At 43.4% G+C, this 22,422-nt stretch carries 16 protein-coding genes; 8 read left to right on the forward strand and 8 right to left on the reverse strand.

Features of this window, described 5'->3' with window-relative positions; all coding sequences use genetic code 11:
* Positions 1-63: 63 nt before the first annotated feature.
* Positions 64-5,940 (reverse strand): translocation/assembly module TamB domain-containing protein, encoded by a 5,877-nt coding sequence (locus tag ACM0OS_RS04465; RefSeq protein WP_414541956.1) that lies wholly within the window; start codon positions 5,938-5,940, stop codon positions 64-66.
* Between the two features lie 442 nt (positions 5,941-6,382).
* Between ACM0OS_RS04465 and ACM0OS_RS04470 the strand changes: the two genes are divergently transcribed.
* The 3 genes from ACM0OS_RS04470 to recA all read left to right on the forward strand — a co-directional run bounded on the left by ACM0OS_RS04470 (position 6,383) and on the right by recA (position 9,399).
* Positions 6,383-6,796 carry a DUF3110 domain-containing protein gene (locus ACM0OS_RS04470; protein ID WP_414541957.1) on the forward strand — a complete coding sequence of 138 codons (414 nt, stop codon included), beginning with the start codon at positions 6,383-6,385 and terminating at the stop codon, positions 6,794-6,796.
* Positions 6,797-7,127: 331 nt separating this feature from the next.
* On the forward strand, positions 7,128-8,054 hold the full coding sequence (gene murQ / locus ACM0OS_RS04475; protein WP_414541958.1) for an N-acetylmuramic acid 6-phosphate etherase: 927 nt from the start codon (positions 7,128-7,130) through the stop codon (positions 8,052-8,054).
* A gap of 262 nt (positions 8,055-8,316) precedes the next feature.
* The gene (recA, locus tag ACM0OS_RS04480; RefSeq protein WP_414541959.1) at positions 8,317-9,399 is read left to right on the forward strand and encodes a recombinase RecA; all 1,083 of its coding nucleotides are present in this window, start codon (positions 8,317-8,319) and stop codon (positions 9,397-9,399) included.
* Between the two features lie 68 nt (positions 9,400-9,467).
* Here the strand turns inward: recA and ACM0OS_RS04485 are convergent, their stop codons facing one another.
* Both ACM0OS_RS04485 and ACM0OS_RS04490 read right to left on the reverse strand, forming a co-directional pair.
* Positions 9,468-10,220, reverse strand: coding sequence for an FHA domain-containing protein (locus ACM0OS_RS04485; protein ID WP_414541960.1), 753 nt, complete (start codon positions 10,218-10,220; stop codon positions 9,468-9,470).
* Between the two features lie 589 nt (positions 10,221-10,809).
* Entirely contained in the window at positions 10,810-12,417 is a 1,608-nt protein-coding gene (locus ACM0OS_RS04490) for a protein kinase domain-containing protein (RefSeq protein ID WP_414541961.1), read from the reverse strand.
* Between the two features lie 466 nt (positions 12,418-12,883).
* On the opposite strand from ACM0OS_RS04490, the gene ACM0OS_RS04495 reads away from it, so the two are divergent.
* From ACM0OS_RS04495 to surE, 3 genes are all read left to right on the forward strand, one after another.
* On the forward strand, positions 12,884-13,045 hold the full coding sequence (locus ACM0OS_RS04495) for a metallothionein (RefSeq protein ID WP_414541962.1): 162 nt from the start codon (positions 12,884-12,886) through the stop codon (positions 13,043-13,045).
* A 149-nt stretch (positions 13,046-13,194) separates the two neighbouring features.
* Positions 13,195-13,929 carry a DUF1995 family protein gene (locus tag ACM0OS_RS04500; RefSeq protein WP_414541972.1) on the forward strand — a complete coding sequence of 245 codons (735 nt, stop codon included), beginning with the start codon at positions 13,195-13,197 and terminating at the stop codon, positions 13,927-13,929.
* Between the two features lie 104 nt (positions 13,930-14,033).
* Positions 14,034-14,714 carry a 5'/3'-nucleotidase SurE gene (gene surE / locus ACM0OS_RS04505; RefSeq protein ID WP_414541963.1) on the forward strand — a complete coding sequence of 227 codons (681 nt, stop codon included), beginning with the start codon at positions 14,034-14,036 and terminating at the stop codon, positions 14,712-14,714.
* Here the strand turns inward: surE and ACM0OS_RS04510 are convergent.
* Complete coding sequence (locus ACM0OS_RS04510; protein WP_414541973.1) at positions 14,703-15,002, reverse strand: hypothetical protein; 300 nt, start codon at positions 15,000-15,002, stop codon at positions 14,703-14,705. The genes surE and ACM0OS_RS04510 overlap by 12 nt on opposite strands.
* A gap of 434 nt (positions 15,003-15,436) precedes the next feature.
* On the opposite strand from ACM0OS_RS04510, the gene ACM0OS_RS04515 reads away from it, so the two are divergent.
* On the forward strand, positions 15,437-16,114 hold the full coding sequence (locus tag ACM0OS_RS04515; RefSeq protein WP_414541964.1) for a sugar transferase: 678 nt from the start codon (positions 15,437-15,439) through the stop codon (positions 16,112-16,114).
* A 91-nt stretch (positions 16,115-16,205) separates the two neighbouring features.
* Here the strand turns inward: ACM0OS_RS04515 and ACM0OS_RS04520 are convergent, their stop codons facing one another.
* Both ACM0OS_RS04520 and ACM0OS_RS04525 read right to left on the reverse strand, forming a co-directional pair.
* Positions 16,206-17,957, reverse strand: a complete 1,752-nt coding sequence (locus ACM0OS_RS04520; protein ID WP_414541965.1) for an ABC transporter ATP-binding protein — start codon at positions 17,955-17,957, stop codon at positions 16,206-16,208.
* Between the two features lie 77 nt (positions 17,958-18,034).
* A complete protein-coding gene (locus ACM0OS_RS04525) occupies positions 18,035-18,778 on the reverse strand; it encodes a hypothetical protein (protein WP_414541966.1) in 744 nt (247 codons plus the stop codon).
* Positions 18,779-19,202: 424 nt separating this feature from the next.
* On the opposite strand from ACM0OS_RS04525, the gene galE reads away from it, so the two are divergent.
* Positions 19,203-20,207: a UDP-glucose 4-epimerase GalE gene (gene galE, locus ACM0OS_RS04530; protein ID WP_414541967.1), complete on the forward strand. Its 1,005-nt coding sequence runs from the start codon at positions 19,203-19,205 to the stop codon at positions 20,205-20,207.
* Between the two features lie 177 nt (positions 20,208-20,384).
* On the opposite strand, the gene ACM0OS_RS04535 is transcribed toward galE, so the two are convergent.
* Together ACM0OS_RS04535 and ACM0OS_RS04540 are read right to left on the reverse strand one after the other, a co-directional pair.
* The gene (locus ACM0OS_RS04535; protein ID WP_414541968.1) at positions 20,385-20,993 is read right to left on the reverse strand and encodes a hypothetical protein; all 609 of its coding nucleotides are present in this window, start codon (positions 20,991-20,993) and stop codon (positions 20,385-20,387) included.
* Positions 20,994-21,016: 23 nt separating this feature from the next.
* Positions 21,017-22,273, reverse strand: a complete 1,257-nt coding sequence (locus ACM0OS_RS04540) for a sulfite exporter TauE/SafE family protein (RefSeq protein ID WP_414541969.1) — start codon at positions 22,271-22,273, stop codon at positions 21,017-21,019.
* Between the last annotated feature and the right edge of the window lie 149 nt (positions 22,274-22,422).

The raw sequence follows: 22,422 nt of genomic DNA on the forward strand, positions 1-22,422 counted from the left end.
ACTATTGGCTAGTGTATATTTATTTGCTTGATAATGCAAGATAACTATGGAAGCAACCTAGATTTAAAAACGTCTTTGAAACTCCACTACTGCACGACTGTCATCATCCAAATTAGTAGAAGCACGCAAACGAATTTCGTCGTTAATTCGGTAATTAACACCCCACTGAAATGGGTCATTTGCTGTCAAAATTTTGATACTAGACAAGGAAACTTGTGGAGAAACGTCAATACCTGCCTCTGCTGCTAATTCCAAACTAGAACTGCCTCGGCCGGCTTCTGGATTATTAGAAATGATAGTAGGAAATACACGCAGTTCACTTAAACCAACGGCACTACCAATTTGGTTAAACGCCGCCTGAAAGTTGCTAAATACTGCTGAACCGGCTATGTTAATCAATCCCAAAGTGCTATCACCACCTCCTTGGCCATCAACTATCCCTCCACCCAATACAGCGACAATTTGGGTTTCCGAGCGTCCTGGACTGCTGGTGAGTTCCAGATTTTCGTTAAGTTGGCTAGCAAGGCCTTGGACATTAGCTTCTATTTGCACACTTTCTAAAGCTGCTAACCCAGCCGTGTTGGTGCGAGCGAAGTCACTACTTTGAACAACATCGAGTACCCTCGCAGTGAGTCGAACATCCAAGTCGGGATCACGGGGTTGATTGGCTCTAAAGGTGGCAGTATGTTTGTACCCACGAGCTAAGTTAAACTGGGTGGTAAATAAATTAACACCGCCTTCCTCTAGTCTAACGACACCATCGGGTATGGGTTCAGCAAAGGAACCATTAATGGTAAGGTTACCTGTAGCGCGGAAGCTAAGAATAGGTGGGCGGTTAACTTCGACGTTTTGACCTATCTCTAGATCTAAATTATTAAACCTGGGCGTTCCATTACCCGTATCAGGTTGAATTTGTTTGTTAGCGCTGGTGATGGGCAAACTACTGTTATTGGTCGTAGGTGTTGGATCAACAGTATCGGCTAGTAAAACTTGACCATCAAACAAACTGACTTTACCGCCAATTGCTGGGTTAAGAGCAGAGCCGGTAATCTGTAAATTGCCACTAGCACCACCTTGGTACAAGCCTTTAAGATTTAAAGCTATCTCATCAACATTTACTGTCAAGGGATTTTCCACATTAGCTTGTCCGTTAGTGAAAATCGGAATTTCTCCCGATGCTACTACATTCCCTCGGCTAAACCTGCCCTCCAGATTCTCTACTAAGATGCGGTCAAAATCAAACAACACTTTGCCAGTAACACGTCTCACCTTACCTGGCAAAGCCTGGGCAGCAAAAGTAGCATTATTTACAGTGGCAATACCGTTGACTAGTGGTCTGCGGAATGTGCCACGTACTGTAATATCTATATCTCCTTCACCTGTTTCAAAAGCCACCTGATTAGTCAATAAATTCAATATTGCCAAGCCCTCATTTTGCACCTTGACATCCAACTCGATTTGATCGCTATCTGGTGCCACCGATGCAAAGGGTAACTGGTAAGGGATACTACCAGTAATATTTACTGGTTCGGTTTCCACCACTGAGACAGTACTACCAAAATTCAAGCGTCCATTAGCATAACTAAAACTAGCTGTAGCTGATTCTACAGGTTGCTGATTTAATTGTCCTTGGGTAATTTGCCACTCGCCTATGCTTTGAGGGTTAGCAATACTTCCTGATAAGGCAGCTGTACCATTGAGATTACCGGAGATATCAACTGGTAAATTCACAAAATTATTCAGTAAATCTATGGGGAAATTAGTGACTTGCAACTGACCAGATTGATCATCCCCACCAATATTACCTGCGAAGGCCAGAAGTCTATTTTCTGACTCAATCCGTAATGGTCGTAACCGCAAAACGCCATTTTCAAACCTGCCTTGGGCAACTATATTTTCAGCAGTGTAAAAACGATTTGTGTCTTCTTGGCGACCCCAGGTAAAGTTTTGACCATTTAAATTAAATTGCACCAAGAGTCCGTCAGCTGCGGCGGTATCTACAGCAACTTCCCCGCTGAAAGTACCTTGCAAATCTGCTAGATCTGGGATGGGATTAGACTCTTGCCGTTCTTGTTCTTGGACTGCGATCAGTGCGTCGATTTCATAGAAACGCTTGAGTTGGGTTAATAAAGGTTGATCAGGTAATCCCCTGGGGTTGGTGGTTAAATCGGCTGCGGTACCGTAGGTTGGTTCTGTTGTACCACGTTGAAAATCTTGTAGTTCAAATATCTGTGCTACTGTCAGCACATCTTGAATATTACCTTGACTGATATTGAGATTACCTTGTAGTTGCGGCCCTTGGGGCGTTTGACCAACATTGCCAGCAAAAGCATAACGACTGTCACCCCTGACAAATTCGCTACTGGTGAGTGTGGCTTGACCATCATTGTAGCGGAACTGAGCTGCTAGGCGATCGCCACTCAAACGACCAATTTCGGGGGAGGCGATCGCTAAATTTCCACTGGCGGCTAATGTCTGTTGATTCACCTGCACATCCCCTGTTAATAACCCAGTTACCCTACCCGCACCGAGGCGCAATTGCGGCGGTGGTGTCAAATTCAAGATTTGTAGGGGGAAGTTGGCTACTGTCAGCGCTAAATCATTACCTTGGGCTTGACCTGTAGCTGAAGCATCTTGCCACTGCACTGCAAAGGATTGGGGACGATTTTGGGCGTCTAAGTTGACGGCAATGCGATCGCTATTACCTGTCAAATCTAAATTTAACCCTTGACCTTGTGCTGATTGAATATTACCAGTAAGCAACGGCTCAAAAGCAATATCTTGGACAACAAAGTTACGTAACCCGATTTGCCCTGTGACATTGGGTAAAGGTAGATTACCAGTAACTTGACCATTAAAATCTATACTTCCAGCTACAGCCACCTGATTGGGGAGATTAACCGGTAACTGTTGCAGATTGAAGTTTTGTGCTTGGACGTTGAGATTTAATTGCGTAATTTCCGGGATGCCAGCCATGTTTGCATTGGCTAATATGTCACCACTAACATTTAAACCTGGGGCTGTTGCTTGTTCAATCGCTAGCTTTTCCCCAGTCCATGCCAGTGTTGCATTTAAAGGTCGTTCCAGACCAGGTATTCCTTGGGATAACTGTACTTGTCCAGCCGCACGAACATCGGCTAATCTTGCCGATCCCAAAAGACCAGCCACCTGCACATTACCGCCCAATTGACCGCGTAACTGCTCATTGAAACGATTTAATTCCACACCCGCAGCATCAACTACTGCTTGATAGCGTCCATTAGCCAATTGGATATTAGAAGCGCTAATTGTGCCTCCGTTGAGATTTAACTGGGCTTGACCACTGGCTTGGATGGCTTCTGGTGTAAATGATTCCACCGAACCAGCCACATTTAATTGACCAGTCAATGCACCTTGAAACTGCGGTGGTACGGCTGCCAACTGTTGCACAGCCACATTATTGGCTTGGACTTGCGCTTGATAACGTCCATTCACCAGTTGAATATTCGAGGCGCTAATTGTTCCCCCGCCCACATTTATCCGTGCTTGACCACTAGCTTGGATGGTATCAGGTGCAAATGATTCCACCGACCCAGCCACATTTAATTGACCAGTCAATGCACCTTGAAACTGCGGTGGTACGGCTGCCAACTGCTGCACAGGGACATTATTGGCTTGGACTTGTGCTTGATAGCGACCATTAGCCAATTGAATATCAGAGGCGGTAATTGTGCCTCTACCTACATTCACTCGTGCTTGACCACTAGCTTGGATAGCGTCAGGACTGAATGATTCCACTGAACCAGCCACATTAAACTGACCAGTCAATGCACCTTGAAACTGTGGCGGTACTGCTGTCAATTGCTGCACAGCTACATTATTCGCCTGGACTTGTGCCTGATATACACCATCAGCCAACTGGATATTTCTGGCTGTGACAGTCCCACCAGCTACATTCAGCCGTGCTTCACCAGTACCACGTAAAGTATTGAGGCTGACATTTTCAGTATTGCCTGCGATTTGAAATGTCCCCGCCAAAGGGCCAGCCAAAGCTGGGGGTGCTTCTCTCAAGATGCGCCCTAGTCTGACATTATTAGCCACCAATTGAGCCGCAAAACTTTGATCTCGCAACTGAACATTAGAAACCGCAATTGTGCCGCCACCAATATTAACTCCTGCCCCTTCAGTGCGAATATTAGCCACTTGAAATGGTTCGGCGGTTCCTTCCACAATTACACGCCCGTTGAACTGCGCCCCTGCCAAAGAGACATTTTGCAGTTGACTTTGATCTACAAAAGGTTCTAAGCCAACACCAGAGGCTTGGGCTACAGCTTGCCAACGTTGATTAGCAAAAGTACCCGATCCTCGCACCGTACCACCGCCAACATTTAGCGCCACATTGCGGAACGCGAGGGTACGATCTGCGGCAATGACGGTTTCACCAGTACCGGGATAAGTTGCCCCAGGGGCTTGCCATTTAACCACCGTTTGCACATTATCCGCCGCACCAGTCACTTGAGCCGTAGCGGAAACAGTACCAATTTGAATCGGGGGTGTTGTCTCGTAAATTTTTGCGATCGCATCCCCAGGAATATTTTTGGCGGCAAAATTCAAATTTAATCGCGGGGTTGTCCCCAAATTAATTTTGCCCGCACCCGTGATTTCTCCCCCAACTGCGGCTTGGCCGCGAATATCTCTCAGGGTAATTAAATCAGCATCGGGAGCAAATTCAAACTTACTAGTTATATTATTAAAATTAAGCTGATCAATTTGGGCAGTTTTGATAGTGGCAACAGTACCTGAAAGCACTGGTTTGGTTACAGGGCCAACCAGCTGTAAATCAGCTTGTAATTGCCCAGTTACGGGTACAGGTGCCTGAATATTCAGTGCTGCTTGAGCATTAGCCACACTCACGGCATTAATTCGCCCTGCCACCTTAAAGCCTGCTTCAGTGTCGATGATGCCTGTAGCCACTAAGGGAATTTGACCGTAATTAGTCGCAATATTATTTAGCTGTACCTCTGTTCCTTGGAAGCGAATATTACCTTGGGTATTGAGCAAAGGTTGGGGGACGTTGGCAACTTGTAAATGTACCCCTTGTAAGTCAGCATTGCCAAATAATAAAGTTTCCTGTCCTGGTGTAAGTTGAATCTGCAAGTTGCCATTAACTCTACCCGCCTGTAAGTCAAAGGGTAACTTGATCAAGCGGGTAATTTTAGAAGCAAGTAAATTTTGCGATCGCAGTTGTAAGTTGCTTGCTAATGTCTGGGGACGGACTTCTCCCTGAATTGCAATATTTCCGCCACTTTCGGCTTCACCACCCACCTCAAATTTAATTAGTTCGTTGTCTTCTAACAATTGAGCAGTGCCATTTAGCTGCGAAAAGGCAACGGGAGATAAAGGGGATGTAACTTCGTTTGCTTCTACATCTCCTCTTTGCGGTAGCAAGACCAGATTACCGTTACGAAACCGCAATTTATCTAGGTCAGTTTCAATTAGTCCAGCTTCACCTGGTGGGGCAATTTCAGTAGTAATCCAGCGTCCTTGATTATCTTGTTCAATGTAAATATCTGGGTTAACTAAGGTGACATCCAGCTTTAATCGACGACTAAAAATTAATTGCAACGGGTCAAAACCCACCTCTACAGCATCAACTACTGCCCGGTCTGGGTCTGTCGCTGTGGCGGGAATGTCTGAAGCCCCAAACTTTACTCCTGTTAGAGAGAAGCCTGTGACTTGTCCCAAGTTGACCGGACGGTTAAGTGTGTTCATAATACCGCTTTCTGCTAGTGGCGTTAATTCCTCTTGCACAAAAGTCCATAACCGCCAAACACCACCAATCATTCCCAAGAGCAAAAGTCCGCCCAAGGCCATACCCCCGCGACTCAACACCACCAACCACAAACGTTTGCGGGCGGAGGAAGAATTTGCTCGATGCTCTTTTTGAGGAGATTTAGTCATGTGGGTTCCCTTTCCGCTGGGTGTAGCTGGCATACTACAAGCAATAACTAGCACATATCATCATGATGCTTATTCCAGGATACAAACCTATTTGATATTTTGGGATATGAGATTCACTCAATGATTAGGCAAATAGTGGCTTAGAGTTCAATTTTCTCCTGTTTGCTAGTTAAGAGACGATAAATAAAAAATTCTCTGCTAGGGGAGGATGCAATACGGTTCGGTTAAGACATCTCTTCGTTGAGGTAGCAGAGGGGCGGAGGGTTGGGGACAGAGAGGAATAGGCATAACCTCCCCCCTGCTCCCTTGCAGTCTTCATGAGTAAATTTATTATCCAAACTGTATTGGGTGGGGGAGGATGAGGCAAATATTATTGAGTGGTGGTACAAAATCTCCATAGACTAAAACTTTAATATAAATAAATTGCCAAACAAAAGGACAGATGATCACACCAATGCGTGTTTTTGTGTTAATTTTCAATGCCAATACGGAAAATGAGGGGATTCACTCGATTCGGGTGGGCGATCAAAATAAAATTCTCATGTTCGAGTCAGAAGACGATGCTCTACGCTTTGCTTTGTTGCTGGAAGCTCAAGATTTCCCAACTCCCACAGTAGAAATGCTCGATGCTGAGGAAATTAAAGAGTTTTGCGTAAGTGCTGGTTATGAATGGGAAATTGTCCCCACAAACAGTGATTTAGTTTTGCCGCCAGAAATGAATGTGGATGAAACTGACTGGCAAGTTGATGCTCCTGAAGATGATAGCTTCCGCTCTGACCAAGTTCCACCAGCTGCGCCAGAAATGTCTGATTCTGAGCTAGAAAACATTCGGCGCAAACTTGAAGGATTATTGTAAAATCAGATACCTATTTGACAAATAGAGGCTAGGGGCTAGAGGCTAGAGAAGAGTATTTTCAAGTTTGGTTGTGGGATGTTCTTAATGATTAGCTGACTTGAAACTGCTGAATGCTTTGAGCAAGGCGGCTGAGTAAAACATACTAGTTCTCATTTACCTCTTTTACCCCTGATCCCCAGAGGGTTCTCGAGTTCCCCAGTCCCTAGTCCAGCACGGCGTAAATAGGCATTCCACTTGAAATCGTCAAACAGCCTGTTGGATATGCTTTTTGACTTTTGACTTCCGCGCAGCGGTACTAGTCCCTTTGAAACCCATGTCATGGATGTAGACAATGCAAAATTTGCAAGAACGTGGCTATCTTTTAACCGAGCAGGTAAATCCTCATAGTCTGAATTTAGACCAGCTTAATTCTGTGGAGTTGGTGGATTTATTTAATAGTGAAGACCAAAAAGCCGTGGCGGCTGTGGCGGCGGCAAAAATTCAGTTAGCAGCAGCCATTGATTGTGCGGCAGAGCGTTTGCGCCAGGGAGGACGTTTATTTTATGTGGGTGCGGGGACAAGTGGTAGGCTAGGGGTGTTAGACGCGGCTGAATGTCCACCGACTTTTTGTACACCACCAGAGTTGGTACAGGGAATTATCGCTGGGGGTGCGGGTGCATTAGTACGCAGTTCTGAAGATTTAGAAGACCGGAGTGAAGATGGTGAAGCGGCGATCGCTCAACGACATGTTACCCAATTAGATGTAGTTGTGGGAATTACCGCAGGCGGGACAACGCCTTTTGTACATGGTGCGCTCAATGCCGCTCGTCAACGGGGAGCTAGTACTATTTTTATTGCTTGTGTGCCTGCATCACAAGTTAGCTTTGAGGCTGATGTGGATATTCGTTTACTAACTGGGCCCGAAATTATCGCCGGTTCCACTCGCTTGAAAGCTGGTACAGCTACGAAACTAGCTTTAAATATCCTTTCTACTGGGGTGATGGTCAAGCTAGGCAAAGTTTATGGTAACCGCATGGTAGATGTCGCTGTGACTAATCAAAAGTTACGCGATCGCGCTCTGCGGATGTTGCAAGACCTCACAGGTTTAAGTCGTGAAGCTGCGGGTTTTTTATTGGAACGTAGTGGTAAGTGGGTGAAACTAGCGTTATTGATGCACTGGACTGGGTTAGAAAAAGACCCAGGTCATCAATTGCTCACAGAACATCAAGGTAATCTCAGAGCAGCGGTTGATAGTTACAAAAATAACAAACAACCTTGAGAATATGCAATTGCTGTGAATCAATGTTTGTAGTAACAGGCTAGTTGGAAGTGTCGCCTTCACAAAGTCGGTGGGGAATCACTAGATTGTGCAGAACTATCCACATCTGCTAGGGATTGGGTTAGGATCTTGTCACCTATCCTTTTTCATTTGAAAAGTCCCATCAGAGAATTTTCTAGTTAAAATAGTATATCTGTTCTACTCATACTTCCAGCCCAACACTCTACCAAATCCATATAATCCGTATATTTTAGAGGCAATAATGGCTACCAACACCGATACTTCTGGCAAGCAAAAGGCATTAAATATAGTACTCAACCAGATTGAGCGCAGCTTTGGTAAGGGAGCAATCATGCGCCTGGGCGATGCTACCCGGATGCGAGTAGAGACAATTTCCTCTGGGGCGCTCACCTTGGATCTAGCATTGGGTGGAGGTTTACCCAAAGGACGAGTAATTGAAATTTATGGGCCAGAAAGTTCTGGTAAGACCACAGTCGCATTACACGCGATCGCTGAGGTGCAAAGAGAAGGAGGAATCGCAGCATTTGTCGATGCTGAACACGCCCTTGACCCCACCTACGCCGCAGCTTTGGGTGTAGATATTGAAAATTTGTTAGTTTCCCAACCTGATACCGGGGAAGCGGCTTTGGAAATTGTCGATCAGTTGGTTCGGTCTGCTGCTGTTGACATTGTTGTCATTGACTCTGTAGCAGCACTGGTTCCCCGGGCCGAAATTGAAGGTGATATGGGTGATATTCACGTTGGTCTGCAAGCCCGGTTGATGAGTCAAGCCTTACGTAAAATTACTGGCAATATAGGTAAATCTGGCTGCACAGTCATTTTCATCAACCAGTTGAGGCAAAAAATTGGTGTTACTTACGGTAGTCCAGAAACCACAACTGGTGGTAATGCATTGAAGTTTTATGCTTCAGTGCGCTTAGATATTCGTCGGATTCAAACTTTGAAAAAAGGCACTGATGAATTTGGTAACCGTGTGAAAGTCAAAGTTGCCAAAAATAAAGTTGCACCGCCTTTTAGAATCGCGGAATTTGACATTATTTTTGGTAAGGGAATTTCTACCTTAGGTTGCATTGTTGACTTAGCAGAAGAAACTAACGTAATTGTTCGCAAAGGAGCTTGGTACAGTTACAACGGTGATAATATCTCCCAAGGTAGAGATAACGCTATCAAGTATCTAGAAGAAAAGCCTGAATTTGCTGAACAAATTAAGGAATTAGTGCGTCAAAAGCTAGATATGGGGGCCGTTGTTTCTGCTAACTCTGTGGCTAAGGCCAATGAGGAAGAAGAAGACGACGATGATGTTGATTTAGATGCAGAAGAATAGCATTTATCTAAATTGTTAGTAATTAATAAAAAGTAAATGCCCCAATGTGGGGCATTTTTTTAGCTTAACTATATTGGTTGATGGGGTGTATATCTACTAAAAAAGCGGTCTAAAATTTCTGATTGTTGCTCTGCACTTAAGCCACTATGCCAGTGTTCTAAATTTTCTATTAAGCCGGCACTAATTGGCTTTTCAATCCTGTATTTTTCTGTGTCTTGAATATTATCTTGACTATTGGGAGTGCGCGGTACGAGTTGCATGAGTAATTCCATGGCCACACTTGGTAGAACTCGGCTACTCTGATTCAAGAAAAAATCACAAGTTATACTACCTAGACGCAGGCGATCGCCATCTTTGAGTTTGGTTGGATGATAGACGCGTTCACCATTGACGAAGGAACCGTTAGTACTGTTGAAGTCAATTAAATAAAAACCCTGATTTTCAACGTATTGAATAGCACCATGACGACGAGATAAATATGTATCTGTCAGGCAAATACCACTACTGCGATCGCGTCCTACTGTCCATATCTGCTGAGGTTGTTGCAAAGTTTGTGTCTGATGATCACACAAGTTAGTCATCACATACACAGTAGTAGTATCTACTACACCCTGTATATAATGCAAATTCACTTGCGTTAACGAAGGCTGATATAAATTTTCTAACCGCAGAATTTCATCTAGAAACCCACTATGATGTTCATAAAGCTTGAGAAATAGCTGATATAGGCTTAATCGCCTTTCCAGTTCCTTTGCTTGCAAATCAGCCATCATAGCTGAACCATTTGCTGCCAATAAATGTGATTTGCTGATTTCTATCATAAATATTTTATTTCAGCTAATATCAGTAATAGTTACCTTTTCATTTGCCGCTATCGTGTGATAAATAGACAGCTATTAAAGTTGGAAAATTTATAAAATTCCTCTCAAGTTTCCTTAATTTAATAGCCTCATAAATATTATTGATAAAACAATTATTATGACACTTTGTTTGTAATTGTAAAGTATCATTCCATATTTTTAACAGATATCAATCTTTAAGAATATTTTAACGCCCTTGTGCAAAAGATATACTCACAGAACTTACGCAAAAACTCTTTTAATCCCTCTTTGCTATCTTTATTGGAAAAAGCTAGGTTCAAAACCTCTCGTCAGAGAAAAATCTTTGTTTTCCAAGGTAGGCTGACGCCTTGAGCGTCAGCCGTTAGCGTAGCTTCCCGAAGGGTACGGTAAAAACCCCAACGCCAGTTCTCTCACTCTCAAGTCGGGAAACCAGCCCACGAGACTGGCTCCCCTTGTGGGTGGCTAAATTAATTGCGTACAGCGGTATCCGTAGGCTCTATTGCGAATTGTTTTTATGAATGTTTCCAGGAGGATGTATTTAATCTTCAGTTTAAACCTTTACTATCAATTACAATAAGCCTCGTTTACCATTGGGGCGTATTGTCATCCAATTGGTCTTTGCTAATGATAACTGTTCGTCAGAAATCTTGGCACCAGTAAGATTAGCACCACATAGATTAGTGGCCCGCAGATTAGCATTACTGAGATAGGCATGGCTAAGGTCTGCACCTCGCATATCTGCTCCTTCTAAATCAGCATGATTGAAGTAGGCTTTGCTGACATTAGCATCTCTAAGATTAGCTCGAGTGAGACTAGCTCTACCAAAGTCACTATTGTAAAGATTCGCTCCTTGGAGATTAGTGTTTTGTAATTGAGTAGAATGAAAATTTGTTTCTGATAGGTCAGCACCTTGCAAGTTGAGACAATTTAAATTGTGTAGAGCAAAATCCCGTCGCCCCTTGAGATATGCTGTTAATAAACCCTGGGAATCTAATTTGCGCCCTTGAGAATTTTGAGGGCGTGAACCATTACTTTGACTACTAGCCAACATTGTGGATTTCCCTGCCGAAGATACCTGGCGGATACCTCCAACTTCTGCTGTCTTGGCTCGTCTTCTAGCACGAATTGCGGCGGCTACTTGCGCTACTCCTCCTGCACTAGTAGAAGTAGCTAACGGGTTATTGCATAAAACAGCAGAATTTTCTGGACTGTTGTATGTTGCATCTTTAATTCCCGTCTCAGATTTAACTAGCAAACCCTGAGCCAAACTTTCCAAATATGGTTCCATCTCTAAAGCTCTCAGCACTTCTTTTGCCGATTGATAGCGATGGCGTACTGATACGTCTAACATTTTCCGCAGGACACTGGTCAAGTGGTCACTCGCTTGCACCATATGCTCCCACATGATCTCACCTGTTTTGGGATTGTAATCCAAATCTTTAGGAGTTTTTGCACTCAGTAAATAAATACATGTCACTCCTAGTGCGTAGATATCACTGGCGTAAACTGGACGCATCGCCATTTGTTCTGGGGGTGCAAAACCAGGTGTTCCTATGGCATAAGCAGTTAATGCTGTCTGTTCCGATTGGCTGACAGCAGTTTGGGTGACTTGATTCTTCACAGCACCAAAGTCGATGAGTACCATTCTGGTATCTTGGGTGCGGCGAATTAAGTTGGCTGGTTTGATATCACGATGGATAACTTTTTGCTCGTGAATATATTGCAATAACGGCAGAATTTCACTTAAAAATTGTTTGACTCCTGCTTCGCTAAGGACACCATTCAGTTTGACCTCTTGTTGCAGTGTCGCACCACTGATATATTCTTGAACTAAATAAAATTGTTCCTGTTCTTCAAAATAGTCTAGTAACCTCGGTATTTGGGGATGATTGCCAATTTTACCCAGGGTTTTAGCTTCTCTCTCAAACAGTTCTCTCGCCATCTGTAATACGTGTGGTGCATTTCCTGAAGGGCGTAGTTGCTTGATGACACAACTTGGCTCTCCTGGTAAGGCTTCATCGTTAGCTAAAAATGTTGCACCAAAGCCACCCTGACCTAATGGTTTGACTACTCGATAGCGATCGCGCAATAGTAGTCGTGAGCCACAAGACTGACACCTTTGGCTATATGCCACATTTTCTGGATTGGGACATGTAGGATTTAAGCAATAGCTCATGCACTGTTAACTCGCTGCACGAATAATAATAGGGAGCGTTACACTCTTGTTTCATTATTTAGACAATAATTAACTCTTGCTAGGTAATTTTTGCTGGAAAACTTTTGAAGAGTTCCTAAAGTTAACTCCGAGTTACGCAGGACAATTGGGATAATATGATAATTTATTATACTTATGCTTCTAGATAGTGTCTAGGCTATTTTTTAGATGAATTATCAGTGTTAGAACTCTTTATTTATGCATTTTTTGACAGTATTCTTACTGAGGTAAATATTCTTTTAATCACTTAAATGAAAATACTTCTCTCCCCTTAAATTTACAAAGCGAGTTGACAATCATTCGGTATAGGTTTAACTCTTCTTTTACATCTTTTACCAGTGATGTTTAAGTTTTGTTAAAAAATACCTGAATGTATGTTCATGCATAGTAGTTTAAATACATTATGTAGTTTCTGGGAGATTTAGAGATGACGACTGTAACTCAAATGAAATGTGCCTGTACGAAGTGTCTATGTATAGTTTCCATTGAGGAAGCTATTAATAAAGATGGTAAATACTATTGCTCTGAAGGCTGTGCTGAAGGTCATAAAACCATCAAAGGCTGTAGTCATAATGGCTGTGGCTGTTAAATTCTGCTGATTTTTGGGGAAGAAGAGGATCACCGGTGCTATTCTTCCTCTTAAACTATTTTTTACGATTACAGCAAGCTGCGGAATTAGCTAAATCAGAACTAATCCTGAAACAATGGGATGTAGATGCTAGATTCATATGCAAAACTATGTCTGAACTTCCCAAGAGTCTTGAAGAAGCGATCGCCCAATCTCGCATAGCCACCCAAGCAGCCCTGGCAGATGGCTATACTCGTTTACAAGTTGATTTTCTGTTCCCCGAACTCAAACTAATGCCAGTGGCTGAACAATTTTTGCCAGCATTTGCAGAATATGATTCTCGCCTCAAGGTTTTTTTTGCCGATGCTGGTGCTGCGGCTTTAGCTGGTCGTGATTGGGCTGATGCAGCATTTAAAATTTTGGATATTGGTACAGGTAGGGCTGCCTCACTACAGTCTAAAATTCAGCCAGAAGATGAAATCTTCTTATTTATTGCCCCCACATCTGTAGAAGTACCCCAGGTAGAAAAGCTATGTGAAAACATAGGCGATCGCCCTTTTGTGATGTTAAATCCTCGTTTGGAAGATTCTGGGGTTGTGGGTATCGGTTATACAGCCAGACAAACCCGCCAGCGTTTTATTAGTACCATTGAATCTTGCTACTACCTACGTCCTGTAGATGATGAAACTGCCGTATTTCGCTGCTATCCCGGTTTATGGGAAGTATGGGTGGAAAATAAAGGCGAGTATGAAAAAATTGCTGAATTGCCCAAAAAGCCCTCTGGTGATGAGTTGGATGTGATTCTCATGCAAGGACAACCACAATCTACCAGCGATGCTACACCCACGAAAAAACCCAATATGTTCAAGAGTTTACAAAGATTTTTCAAGGCGTTGAGTAGCTAAGAAAATTTATCAGATATCGTTACTCGACTACGTTAGCGCAGATTAAAGTCTGCGCTTAAGCTATATCTGGGATGTGAAAATACGGGATTTTACCTGATAAACGTATGACCATAGTTTTAACTAACGATGACGGTATTGATGCTCCTGGTATTCAAGCTTTATTTCAGGCTATTAATGGTAAACATGTGATTATTGCTGCGCCTAAAGACCATCAATCTGGCTGTGGTCATCAAGTTACAACAACTCGCCCCATTCAGCTTGATCGGCGTTCTGAATATGCATATGCGATCGCAGGCACTCCCGCCGATTGTGTGAGAATTGCTACTAGTCAAATTTGCCAAGACATCAAGTTTGTACTTTCAGGTATCAATGCAGGGGGCAATCTGGGAGTAGATGCTTATATTTCCGGTACTGTTGCAGCTGTCCGAGAAGCCGCAATGCATGGTATTCCGGGAGTTGCCATTTCTCATTACCGCAAAGCTAAACAAAATTTTGATTGGGATCTGGCTACTAAGTGGACGGCTAAAGTTTTAGCTGACTTACTCCCACGTCCCTTAGAACCGGGGAGTTTCTGGAATGTGAATCTACCACATTTGCAACCAAGCGAACCCGATCCTCAGGTGATATTTTGCCAACCTTGTACCAAACCGTTACCGATTAATTATCGGATTGACGGCGATGATTTCTATTATGTCGGGGAATATAGCAAACGCGATCGCACTCCTGGCAGTGATGTTGATGTCTGTTTTTCCGGTAATATCGCTGTGACTCAGTTAAGGGTTTGATTTGTCAATCAATAATGTCAGTCTATCTAGGGTTTGGGTCACCTGAGTTAGTCTTTGGAATGAATTATCCTGAGATTGAGCCAGGGTTTGTACAGCATCACACAATGCAAAAATTTGATACCCTTGTTGCTGTACCTGTTTTCCCTGTGCTTCAATTTGTACACTGAGATTTTCTAATCGTTCAGCAAGATGTTCGATTGTTTCAGTAGTAGTTAGTACAGCTTCCCCTATTTGCTCAACAATGGATTCTAAGCGACTAATTTTCACCTCGATGCCAGATAAAAGCATTTCTTTTTCATCCCCTAATCTAGTGTCGCTAATCATCCTGAAATATTCGAGTCAATTTAGCTCTAGATAACAACTATTTGTAATTTTGCTGCTTTGTGCTTCTATCGCTAGATAGAGGCATTTTTGATAGCCAAATTTTGCTGGCTCTGCTGACTGCAAGTTGTCAGCCTCAAAAATGTGTGATAACACCTAATTAACTTGACAGGCGATCCTCATATGTATACTTGTTCTATACATAAACTTTATAATTAGCCATCTTTCTGACGGTAGATTTATATACTTCATCTAAACTTCATAAAACTGGGCGATCCCCAGCAAAAATATAAAGATCACGTAAATATGATTGAGAAATGTGTTGTTTTTCATGAAGCAAAGTTTATAGTCAATTCAAAGCTAAGTAATTCTACTTTAGTCCCTTAGTATTCGGCTAGAAAATGTACCATACACACTTAAACAGCGTTTTGCTAGGTACTACTCATACAGCGTGGGAGTTGCATTTCACTCCTCACTCCTCTGTACAATCTAAATTTAAACGTAGCCTGGACATTATAGGGAGCTTGGTAGGACTGTTAATCCTATCCATAGTTTTTGTACCGATAGCGATCGCCATTAAGATTGATAGTCCAGGGCCAATTTTCTTCACCCAAGAACGTTATGGACTGCAAGGACGTCCTTTTCTGATGCGAAAATTTCGCTCAATGGTTCATGATGCGGAACAACTAAAATCTTTGGTGAATAATGAAGCTGAAGGTCTGATCTTTAAAAACAAAAATGATTTTCGAGTCACGAAAGTGGGACGTTTTTTGCGGAGTACCAGTTTGGATGAACTGCCTCAGTTTTGGAATGTCCTCATGGGGGAAATGAGTTTAGTGGGAACTCGTCCACCTACAGGAGATGAAGTGATGAACTACACTCAAAGGCACTGGCAACGTTTAAATGTCAAACCGGGAATAACTGGTGAGTGGCAGGTTAACGGTCGTTCTCACGTCAAAGATTTTGAACAAATAGTTGATTTAGATTTGCAATATCAAAACAATTGGCACCGACTGTATGACTTAATGTTGATTGGGAAAACTTTCTACGTCATCTTTGGGCGCATTGGAGCTTTCTAAATGCTGATTGTAACCAATCGATGCCTTCTCACCTCCCTCATTTAAACAGTAAGGGAGGTTTTATTTTGCCCAGTTCCCAGTCTCCAAACAACTAATGCAGTAGTTCTTCTACTTGATGCTGACTCCACAAATTTCTATAAAGACCATCTTGTTGTACAAGTTCTAAGTGATTGCCTGTCTGGACAATTTTTCCTTTATCCATGACGAAAATGCGGTCTGCTGCGGCGGCGGCTGATAATTGGTGAGTGATAAAAATCACGGTTTTCCGATCAGCACCACTAGCAAGGTTGTTGAGAATTTGTGTGGCTGTTTGATTATCTACACTGGAGAGGGCATCATCCAAAATTAAGACTGGGGCATTCACCAGCATGGCTCTAGCTAAGGCAGTACGTTGTCTTTGCCCACCAGAGAGGGTGATTCCTCGTTCACCCACAAGAGTTTCATACTGCTGGGGAAAATGACTAATTTCTGGATGAATTTGGGCCTGCTTGGCCACCGACTCAACATCTTGTTGTTCGCTCACTGGGTCGCCGTAACGAATATTATTTTTAATTGTGGTGCTAAATAAAAAGCTATCTTGAGGCACATAGGCGATCGCATTGCGTAAATCTGCCAAGGCTATAGTGGTAATATCCACACCATCCAAAAATAACTGCCCTGGTTCAATATCCAACAACCGCGGTAATGCATTGGCCAAAGTTGACTTTCCCGAACCAATTGCGCCCACAATCGACACCGTTTCCCCAGGAAAAATAGTGAAGTTGATATTTTCTAACGCCGGAGTATTGGCATTAGGGTAAGAGAAGCTGAGATTTGTGGCTGTTAGTTCCCCTTTAACTTCAGCTAGGGGTAAGTGTACAGTATCCTCTGTGTCTTGAATTTTCGGGGTGACAGCCAGAATAGACTCCAGACGGTCAATACTCACTTCACCGCGTTGGTAGGCGGTAATGGTAAATCCTAATAAGGCAGTGGGGAAAACCAGTCGTTCTACATAAATCAGTAGTGCTAAAAAATCTCCTACCGCCAGGGTACCAGCAGATATGCGTGTTGCACCGAGCCAGATAATTACTAATGAACTGAGATTAGCTAGACCCCCAATTAATGGGAACAGTATATTGCGACTTTTTGCCAGTTGTAGGTTCGCTGCCAATAATTGCTGATTCTTCTGAGCAAAAGCTCGCCGCTCATTTTCTTCTTGGGCGTAAATTTTGATCAGAGCAATGCCGCTAATATCCTCTTGAATCAGTTCACTGATATCTGATAGTTCTTCTTGGACTACAGCCTGCTGTTTCCGTAAGCGATTGCTGAACAAATGTACTAACCAGAACATAAAGGGATACACAGCCAAGGAAGCTAATGTGAGATCCACACTAATTGTTAGCATTACTGGCAGGGTGAGTATGTAGGCAAACACAGTATTTGCCAAACTCAAGACAGCAAAGCCCACCAACCGCCGAATATTATCTACATCGCTAGTAGCCCGGTTGATTAAATCCCCCGCTGTATTAGTAGCAAAATAAGATGGTTCCAGTTTTAGTAAGTGTTCAAAAATCTGTTGTTTCAGGTCAAATTCTACCTGACGGCCGACTCCAAATAGCCAGATGCGTGAAGCCATGCGGATGAGCCACATGGCCGAACTGAGCAAAATGATTGGCACTACATAACGTAGTATTTGGTTTAAATTAAAGCTGGCTGAGAGTTGGTCAACTGCCGAGCGAATTAACCAGGGGATATAAACGCCTAATCCATTGACAGACAATAAAGCAATAATGCCTAATGTCGCTTCCCGCCAATGGGGACGAAGGTAAGCACCGAGTTTAGCAAGTCGTCGAGATTCTGCCATTGAAGCAATTAAGTTTTGCAGATTTTAAATCAGGCCAGCCACTAGAGCGTAGCATTATGGCCTGTTTAATTACTGTTTTAGTTAGTTGTTTGGTTACCACGCAAGAAAAAGTAAATCTGGTTGAGATAACTTTCCCATACCCGGGTTGTGATTTGCAGAGTTTCTGTATTGGGTACAAAGTCTTCAATTCGCAACCCCCGTTCACCTACTGTTGGAGGAGTTTGTAACAGGTAAGGTGGAACTTTTGCACCCAAAGAGTTGAATGCTATCGTTGCCTGATCCTGTCCTCCCTGCATGAAAATAGAATCTCCTACAATATCAGAAATTATCATTGGGGTATTTGCTGGCCCCAATGCCACAAGTGTCTCAGGTGAAGAATTATCAGGTCGCATAGACGACATAAGCCGATAATTTTCAATAATTTCCTGAGATGCAAGGTTGGTATCACCTACCGTTGCTATGGGTATTCTCACAAGAAAATAAGCGATCGCGGGTGTACTGGACAACAGTAAAATTGTCAGCGCCCAGCCGATTAAATAACCACCTGGTTGCTCTATCCCGCCTCCCTTAATCCTCTGAGCAGCAAACATCATCAACAAAATAGAGGCTCCCAGTGGTTTGAGCGGAAATGATATCACCCTCCACATGGATGCTACAGCTGGTTCGTTAGGGTTAATAAACGACAAAGCTATCACAACCAAAACAATGACTAAGACTAATCGTCCAACAAAAGTTCCGGAAGGATAAAATCTTTGGAACAGAGAATAAACGATAGTGCCAAGCAGCAGCCACACAAGTACGCGAGTTAGCAATAGAAACATAGATTAACTCTCTAATTTTCTGGTGCGGTGAGGCAGCGCTGTGAGTCTAGTCCTATGTGGCAAGGCCTTTTCCGTCAATTTTTTGCGGGCGCCAGATGCTGAAAAAGCAAAGTCATACCGCGTATTTGACAGAAAAATGGGAGGCATATTGCCCAACGTAGGGAACTAGTTTTCCTCATGAGCGACTACCGAACCCTTAAGGGTTAGCCTAGAGGTTTAGGATATTCGATGTATTTGCTCGTCAAATTGTAATCCTACTGTTACTTGAGAGCAAATACCTCTAGTTCCATACCAAAGACTACCGTCGTAGTGATTTTAGTGCAATTTTTTCCCAGTGAGTCTATTATTTTGAATTTTCTCGATGAGTAATGTGGCACCAGTAAACTAAATTAATTGAGTAGTTGTCAACTCTAAAGGAAAAACTATGTCTTCTGGAAAGCCCAGCATTTTAGTTACGGGGGGCGCTGGATATATTGGCTCCCATACTGTACTTGCTCTTAAGCAAGCAGGTTATGAAGTGGTAATCCTCGATAATCTGGTTTATGGGCATCGAGACTTAGTAGAAAAAGTTTTACAGGTAGAACTGGTAGTTGGAGATACAGGCGATCGCCCTTTACTAGATGACTTATTTAAAACCCGTAACATTACCGCCGTTATGCACTTTTCTGCATACGCTTACGTAGGTGAATCTGTTACTGACCCTGCTAAATACTACCGTAACAACGTCGTAGGGACCCTAACGCTACTAGAAGCCATGCTGGCGGCATCTATTAAGAAATTTGTTTTTTCTTCCACATGTGCCACCTACGGAGTACCAGAAGTAGTACCTATTCCCGAAAACCACCCCCAAAACCCCATCAATCCTTATGGCGCTACCAAGCTCATGGTAGAGCGCATTCTGGCTGATTTTGATGTGGCTTACGGTTTCAAATCAGTCCGTTTTCGTTACTTTAATGCTGCTGGTGCCAATCCTGATGGTTTACTGGGCGAAGACCACCAACCAGAAACTCACTTAATCCCTTTAATTCTGCTGACAGCCTTAGGCAAAAGAGAATTTATCTCAATATTTGGCACAGATTATCCCACACATGATGGTACTTGTATTCGTGATTACATTCACGTTAACGACTTAGCAGATGCCCATGTATTGGGCTTGGAATATTTATTAAAAGATGGCAACAGCGAAGTATTTAATTTAGGTAACGGCAATGGCTTTTCCGTCAGAGAAGTAATAGCCGCCGCCGCAGAAGTTACTGGACTCACCATACCAGTCCAAGAGTGCGATCGCCGCCCAGGTGACCCCCCATCTTTGATTGGTAGTGGCGAAAAAGCCAGAAAAATTCTAGGTTGGCAACCCAATTACCCATCCATTAAAGATATTGTTACTCATGCCTGGCAGTGGCATCAACGGCGACATATTAAGGGCTAGGGGTGAAAAAGCAGGGGGGTAGGGGGCAGGGGAGCAGGGGAGCTATCGCCCACAATTCCACTCGGCTTTAAACCTTATCTTTTGGTAAATAAACAGACCAATTTAAATCAATGAAAAGCCTATAGAATAAGCTTTCCGACTTTTGACTTCCAAGGCAGCGGTACTAGCCTGTACTCCCTACCTCTTCTTCGTGCCTCGGATAATAAATAATACAATACCTACGGTAATTAATATTGCTCCAGCTAGTACTGGTATGGTCAAACCTGACCGGATATTTATGTCTTGTGCAGGTGCATTATTGCCATCTGGGACATTGGGAAAGCTGCTTGTCGTTCCTGCTGCTACGGTGACATCAAACTCGAATTGAAACGGTTTGAAATTTGCCCCGGGGACTGCTTTACCACTTAGCTGTAATTGATAAATCCCTGGCTTGGGGAAGGTAATTTCTGCACCGGGAATGCCTTGATAACGTTCAGCTGATACAGGTTCTAAAGATGGCTCTAGTAAGGCTGGCTCTCCTGGTGTATGGGGTTGGGCAAAAACAACCAATTGACAATCGCACTGCGTTAGGGGAATCGCCTGACCACCTTTACGGGTAAGAGCAAACCAAGCTTGGGTGGGTTCCCCAGATCGGGGATTATCATTGGGTTCAATGTGTAAGGTAGCACCAACGTCTGCTGCTATTTGCACCTGATGGGCAGAAATGGGGTGAGCCGTAGTTATTGATATAACTAAACAACTCAAAAATAATAAACAATAGATGCCAAGCCTCTGAGAGTGTCTCATAATTAAAAATTACGAATTACAAATTACGAATTATCCCTAGTGGGAGGGACATAAAACTTTTCTACAGCTAACTTTGACCAAAACCAGCGTGAACGCACTAACAAAACACCGAGGATGATAATTCCCATCAGCAGTGTTGCTAATTGATTGCCCCAGGTTAATTGCAAGGAACCCAGGTAATGAGAACCAATCAACACAGCATGAATGGCACTCAAGAGCAAAGCAGGCACACTCAACAGATGAATCTGTCGCCAGCGTTTACCCAAAGATTTTTGCAGTGATTCAAAACTTGTGAGAGCTGCGGGGGTGATTAATACTAATGCTACAGCACCAGCAGCCATGCTCCACTGAAAATCTAGTGGGAGGAAGAAGAAAGCCGCGAATTGCCACTGCAATGAATGTTCGATCATGTGGATGGTGTGAACCACTGCTAAGACAAAAGCACCCACTCCCAAAGCACGACGGTAACGCAGGGGAAAAGCCCAAATTCGGCTAAGAGGACGGGCAATCAGTGCCAATATTAGGCAGATCAAGGCAGCGTGTCCGCTGTAATCTACCATTGTGTCACCAGTTCGCAATAGGGTAAGTATGCCAATGGTCAGTGTTACCCAACCACCTAAGCGAAATAATTGACTACGCCTATCTTTACTAACTAAGGCGGTGGAGACACCCACACCTAACATGGTGGGTAGAGTTCCTAGTCCAAAAGCCAGCATAGTGGCTGTACCCATCCATAAATTACCAGTTTCTGCGGCTTTAATTTGGGCGGCATATAAAAAACCACAGGGCATTAAACCCCAAGTCATGCCTAAAAGCAAAGGTGTCCACCAGCGGTTTTGAAAGGAAAGTTTCACCATCGCTGCACTCAGGCGATCGTGTAAATTACCTTTGAGTATGGGGTGTAATAAGGGAATCCGTGGTAGTAGTTCTGGTGTTACTTGCCCTAAACCAAACCAAATCAGCATAACGCCTGTGACAATTGCCATCCCCCGGCGGAAATCGCTACCTACACCCGCAAACTGTCCACCTTGTAGTAATACTGAACCTATGGCCCCGATGCCAGCACCAACTAGGGCATAGCTCAACATCCGCCCTAAATTCAGGAGAATATGAAATTTTAACTGCTGTCGCCAGGTAGAAGATATTTTTAAGGGTGATGTTGCTGGGTTTTTTTGCTGATGTGACAAGGAAAACGCCACTGTCAGGGGGCCACACATGCCAAAGCAATGTCCAAAACTGCCCAGGAACCCCAAGATGGTGATTAGCGACAAATCTAACATTCTGATAAATCCCTGAGGCACGTTTCTAGTGCGGAAATGTACCTTAAGTTTTTGCCTGTGTCAAAAGACGAGTTGTCAAACTTAGCCACATTATTCTAAGGAATGTGGATTTAATAAAATACAGAACCTCACCCCCAACCCCTCTCCTT

It is taken from the genome of Nostoc sp. CCY0012 (assembly GCF_963920855.1).
In the GTDB taxonomy this organism is placed as follows: domain Bacteria; phylum Cyanobacteriota; class Cyanobacteriia; order Cyanobacteriales; family Nostocaceae; genus Cyanocohniella.

Bases quoted from the DNA above. Each gene is read 5' to 3' on its own strand.
- ACM0OS_RS04465 (WP_414541956.1), bottom strand. From the start codon at position 5,940: ATGACTAAATCTCCTCAAAAAGAGCATCGAGCAAATTCTTCCTCCGCC.
- ACM0OS_RS04470 (WP_414541957.1), top strand. From the start codon at position 6,383: ATGATCACACCAATGCGTGTTTTTGTGTTAATTTTCAATGCCAATACG.
- murQ (WP_414541958.1), top strand. From the start codon at position 7,128: ATGCAAAATTTGCAAGAACGTGGCTATCTTTTAACCGAGCAGGTAAAT.
- recA (WP_414541959.1), top strand. From the start codon at position 8,317: ATGGCTACCAACACCGATACTTCTGGCAAGCAAAAGGCATTAAATATA.
- ACM0OS_RS04485 (WP_414541960.1), bottom strand. From the start codon at position 10,220: ATGATAGAAATCAGCAAATCACATTTATTGGCAGCAAATGGTTCAGCT.
- ACM0OS_RS04490 (WP_414541961.1), bottom strand. From the start codon at position 12,417: ATGAGCTATTGCTTAAATCCTACATGTCCCAATCCAGAAAATGTGGCA.
- ACM0OS_RS04495 (WP_414541962.1), top strand. From the start codon at position 12,884: ATGACGACTGTAACTCAAATGAAATGTGCCTGTACGAAGTGTCTATGT.
- ACM0OS_RS04500 (WP_414541972.1), top strand. From the start codon at position 13,195: ATGTCTGAACTTCCCAAGAGTCTTGAAGAAGCGATCGCCCAATCTCGC.
- surE (WP_414541963.1), top strand. From the start codon at position 14,034: ATGACCATAGTTTTAACTAACGATGACGGTATTGATGCTCCTGGTATT.
- ACM0OS_RS04510 (WP_414541973.1), bottom strand. From the start codon at position 15,002: ATGCTTTTATCTGGCATCGAGGTGAAAATTAGTCGCTTAGAATCCATT.
- ACM0OS_RS04515 (WP_414541964.1), top strand. From the start codon at position 15,437: ATGTACCATACACACTTAAACAGCGTTTTGCTAGGTACTACTCATACA.
- ACM0OS_RS04520 (WP_414541965.1), bottom strand. From the start codon at position 17,957: ATGGCAGAATCTCGACGACTTGCTAAACTCGGTGCTTACCTTCGTCCC.
- ACM0OS_RS04525 (WP_414541966.1), bottom strand. From the start codon at position 18,778: ATGTTTCTATTGCTAACTCGCGTACTTGTGTGGCTGCTGCTTGGCACT.
- galE (WP_414541967.1), top strand. From the start codon at position 19,203: ATGTCTTCTGGAAAGCCCAGCATTTTAGTTACGGGGGGCGCTGGATAT.
- ACM0OS_RS04535 (WP_414541968.1), bottom strand. From the start codon at position 20,993: ATGAGACACTCTCAGAGGCTTGGCATCTATTGTTTATTATTTTTGAGT.
- ACM0OS_RS04540 (WP_414541969.1), bottom strand. From the start codon at position 22,273: ATGTTAGATTTGTCGCTAATCACCATCTTGGGGTTCCTGGGCAGTTTT.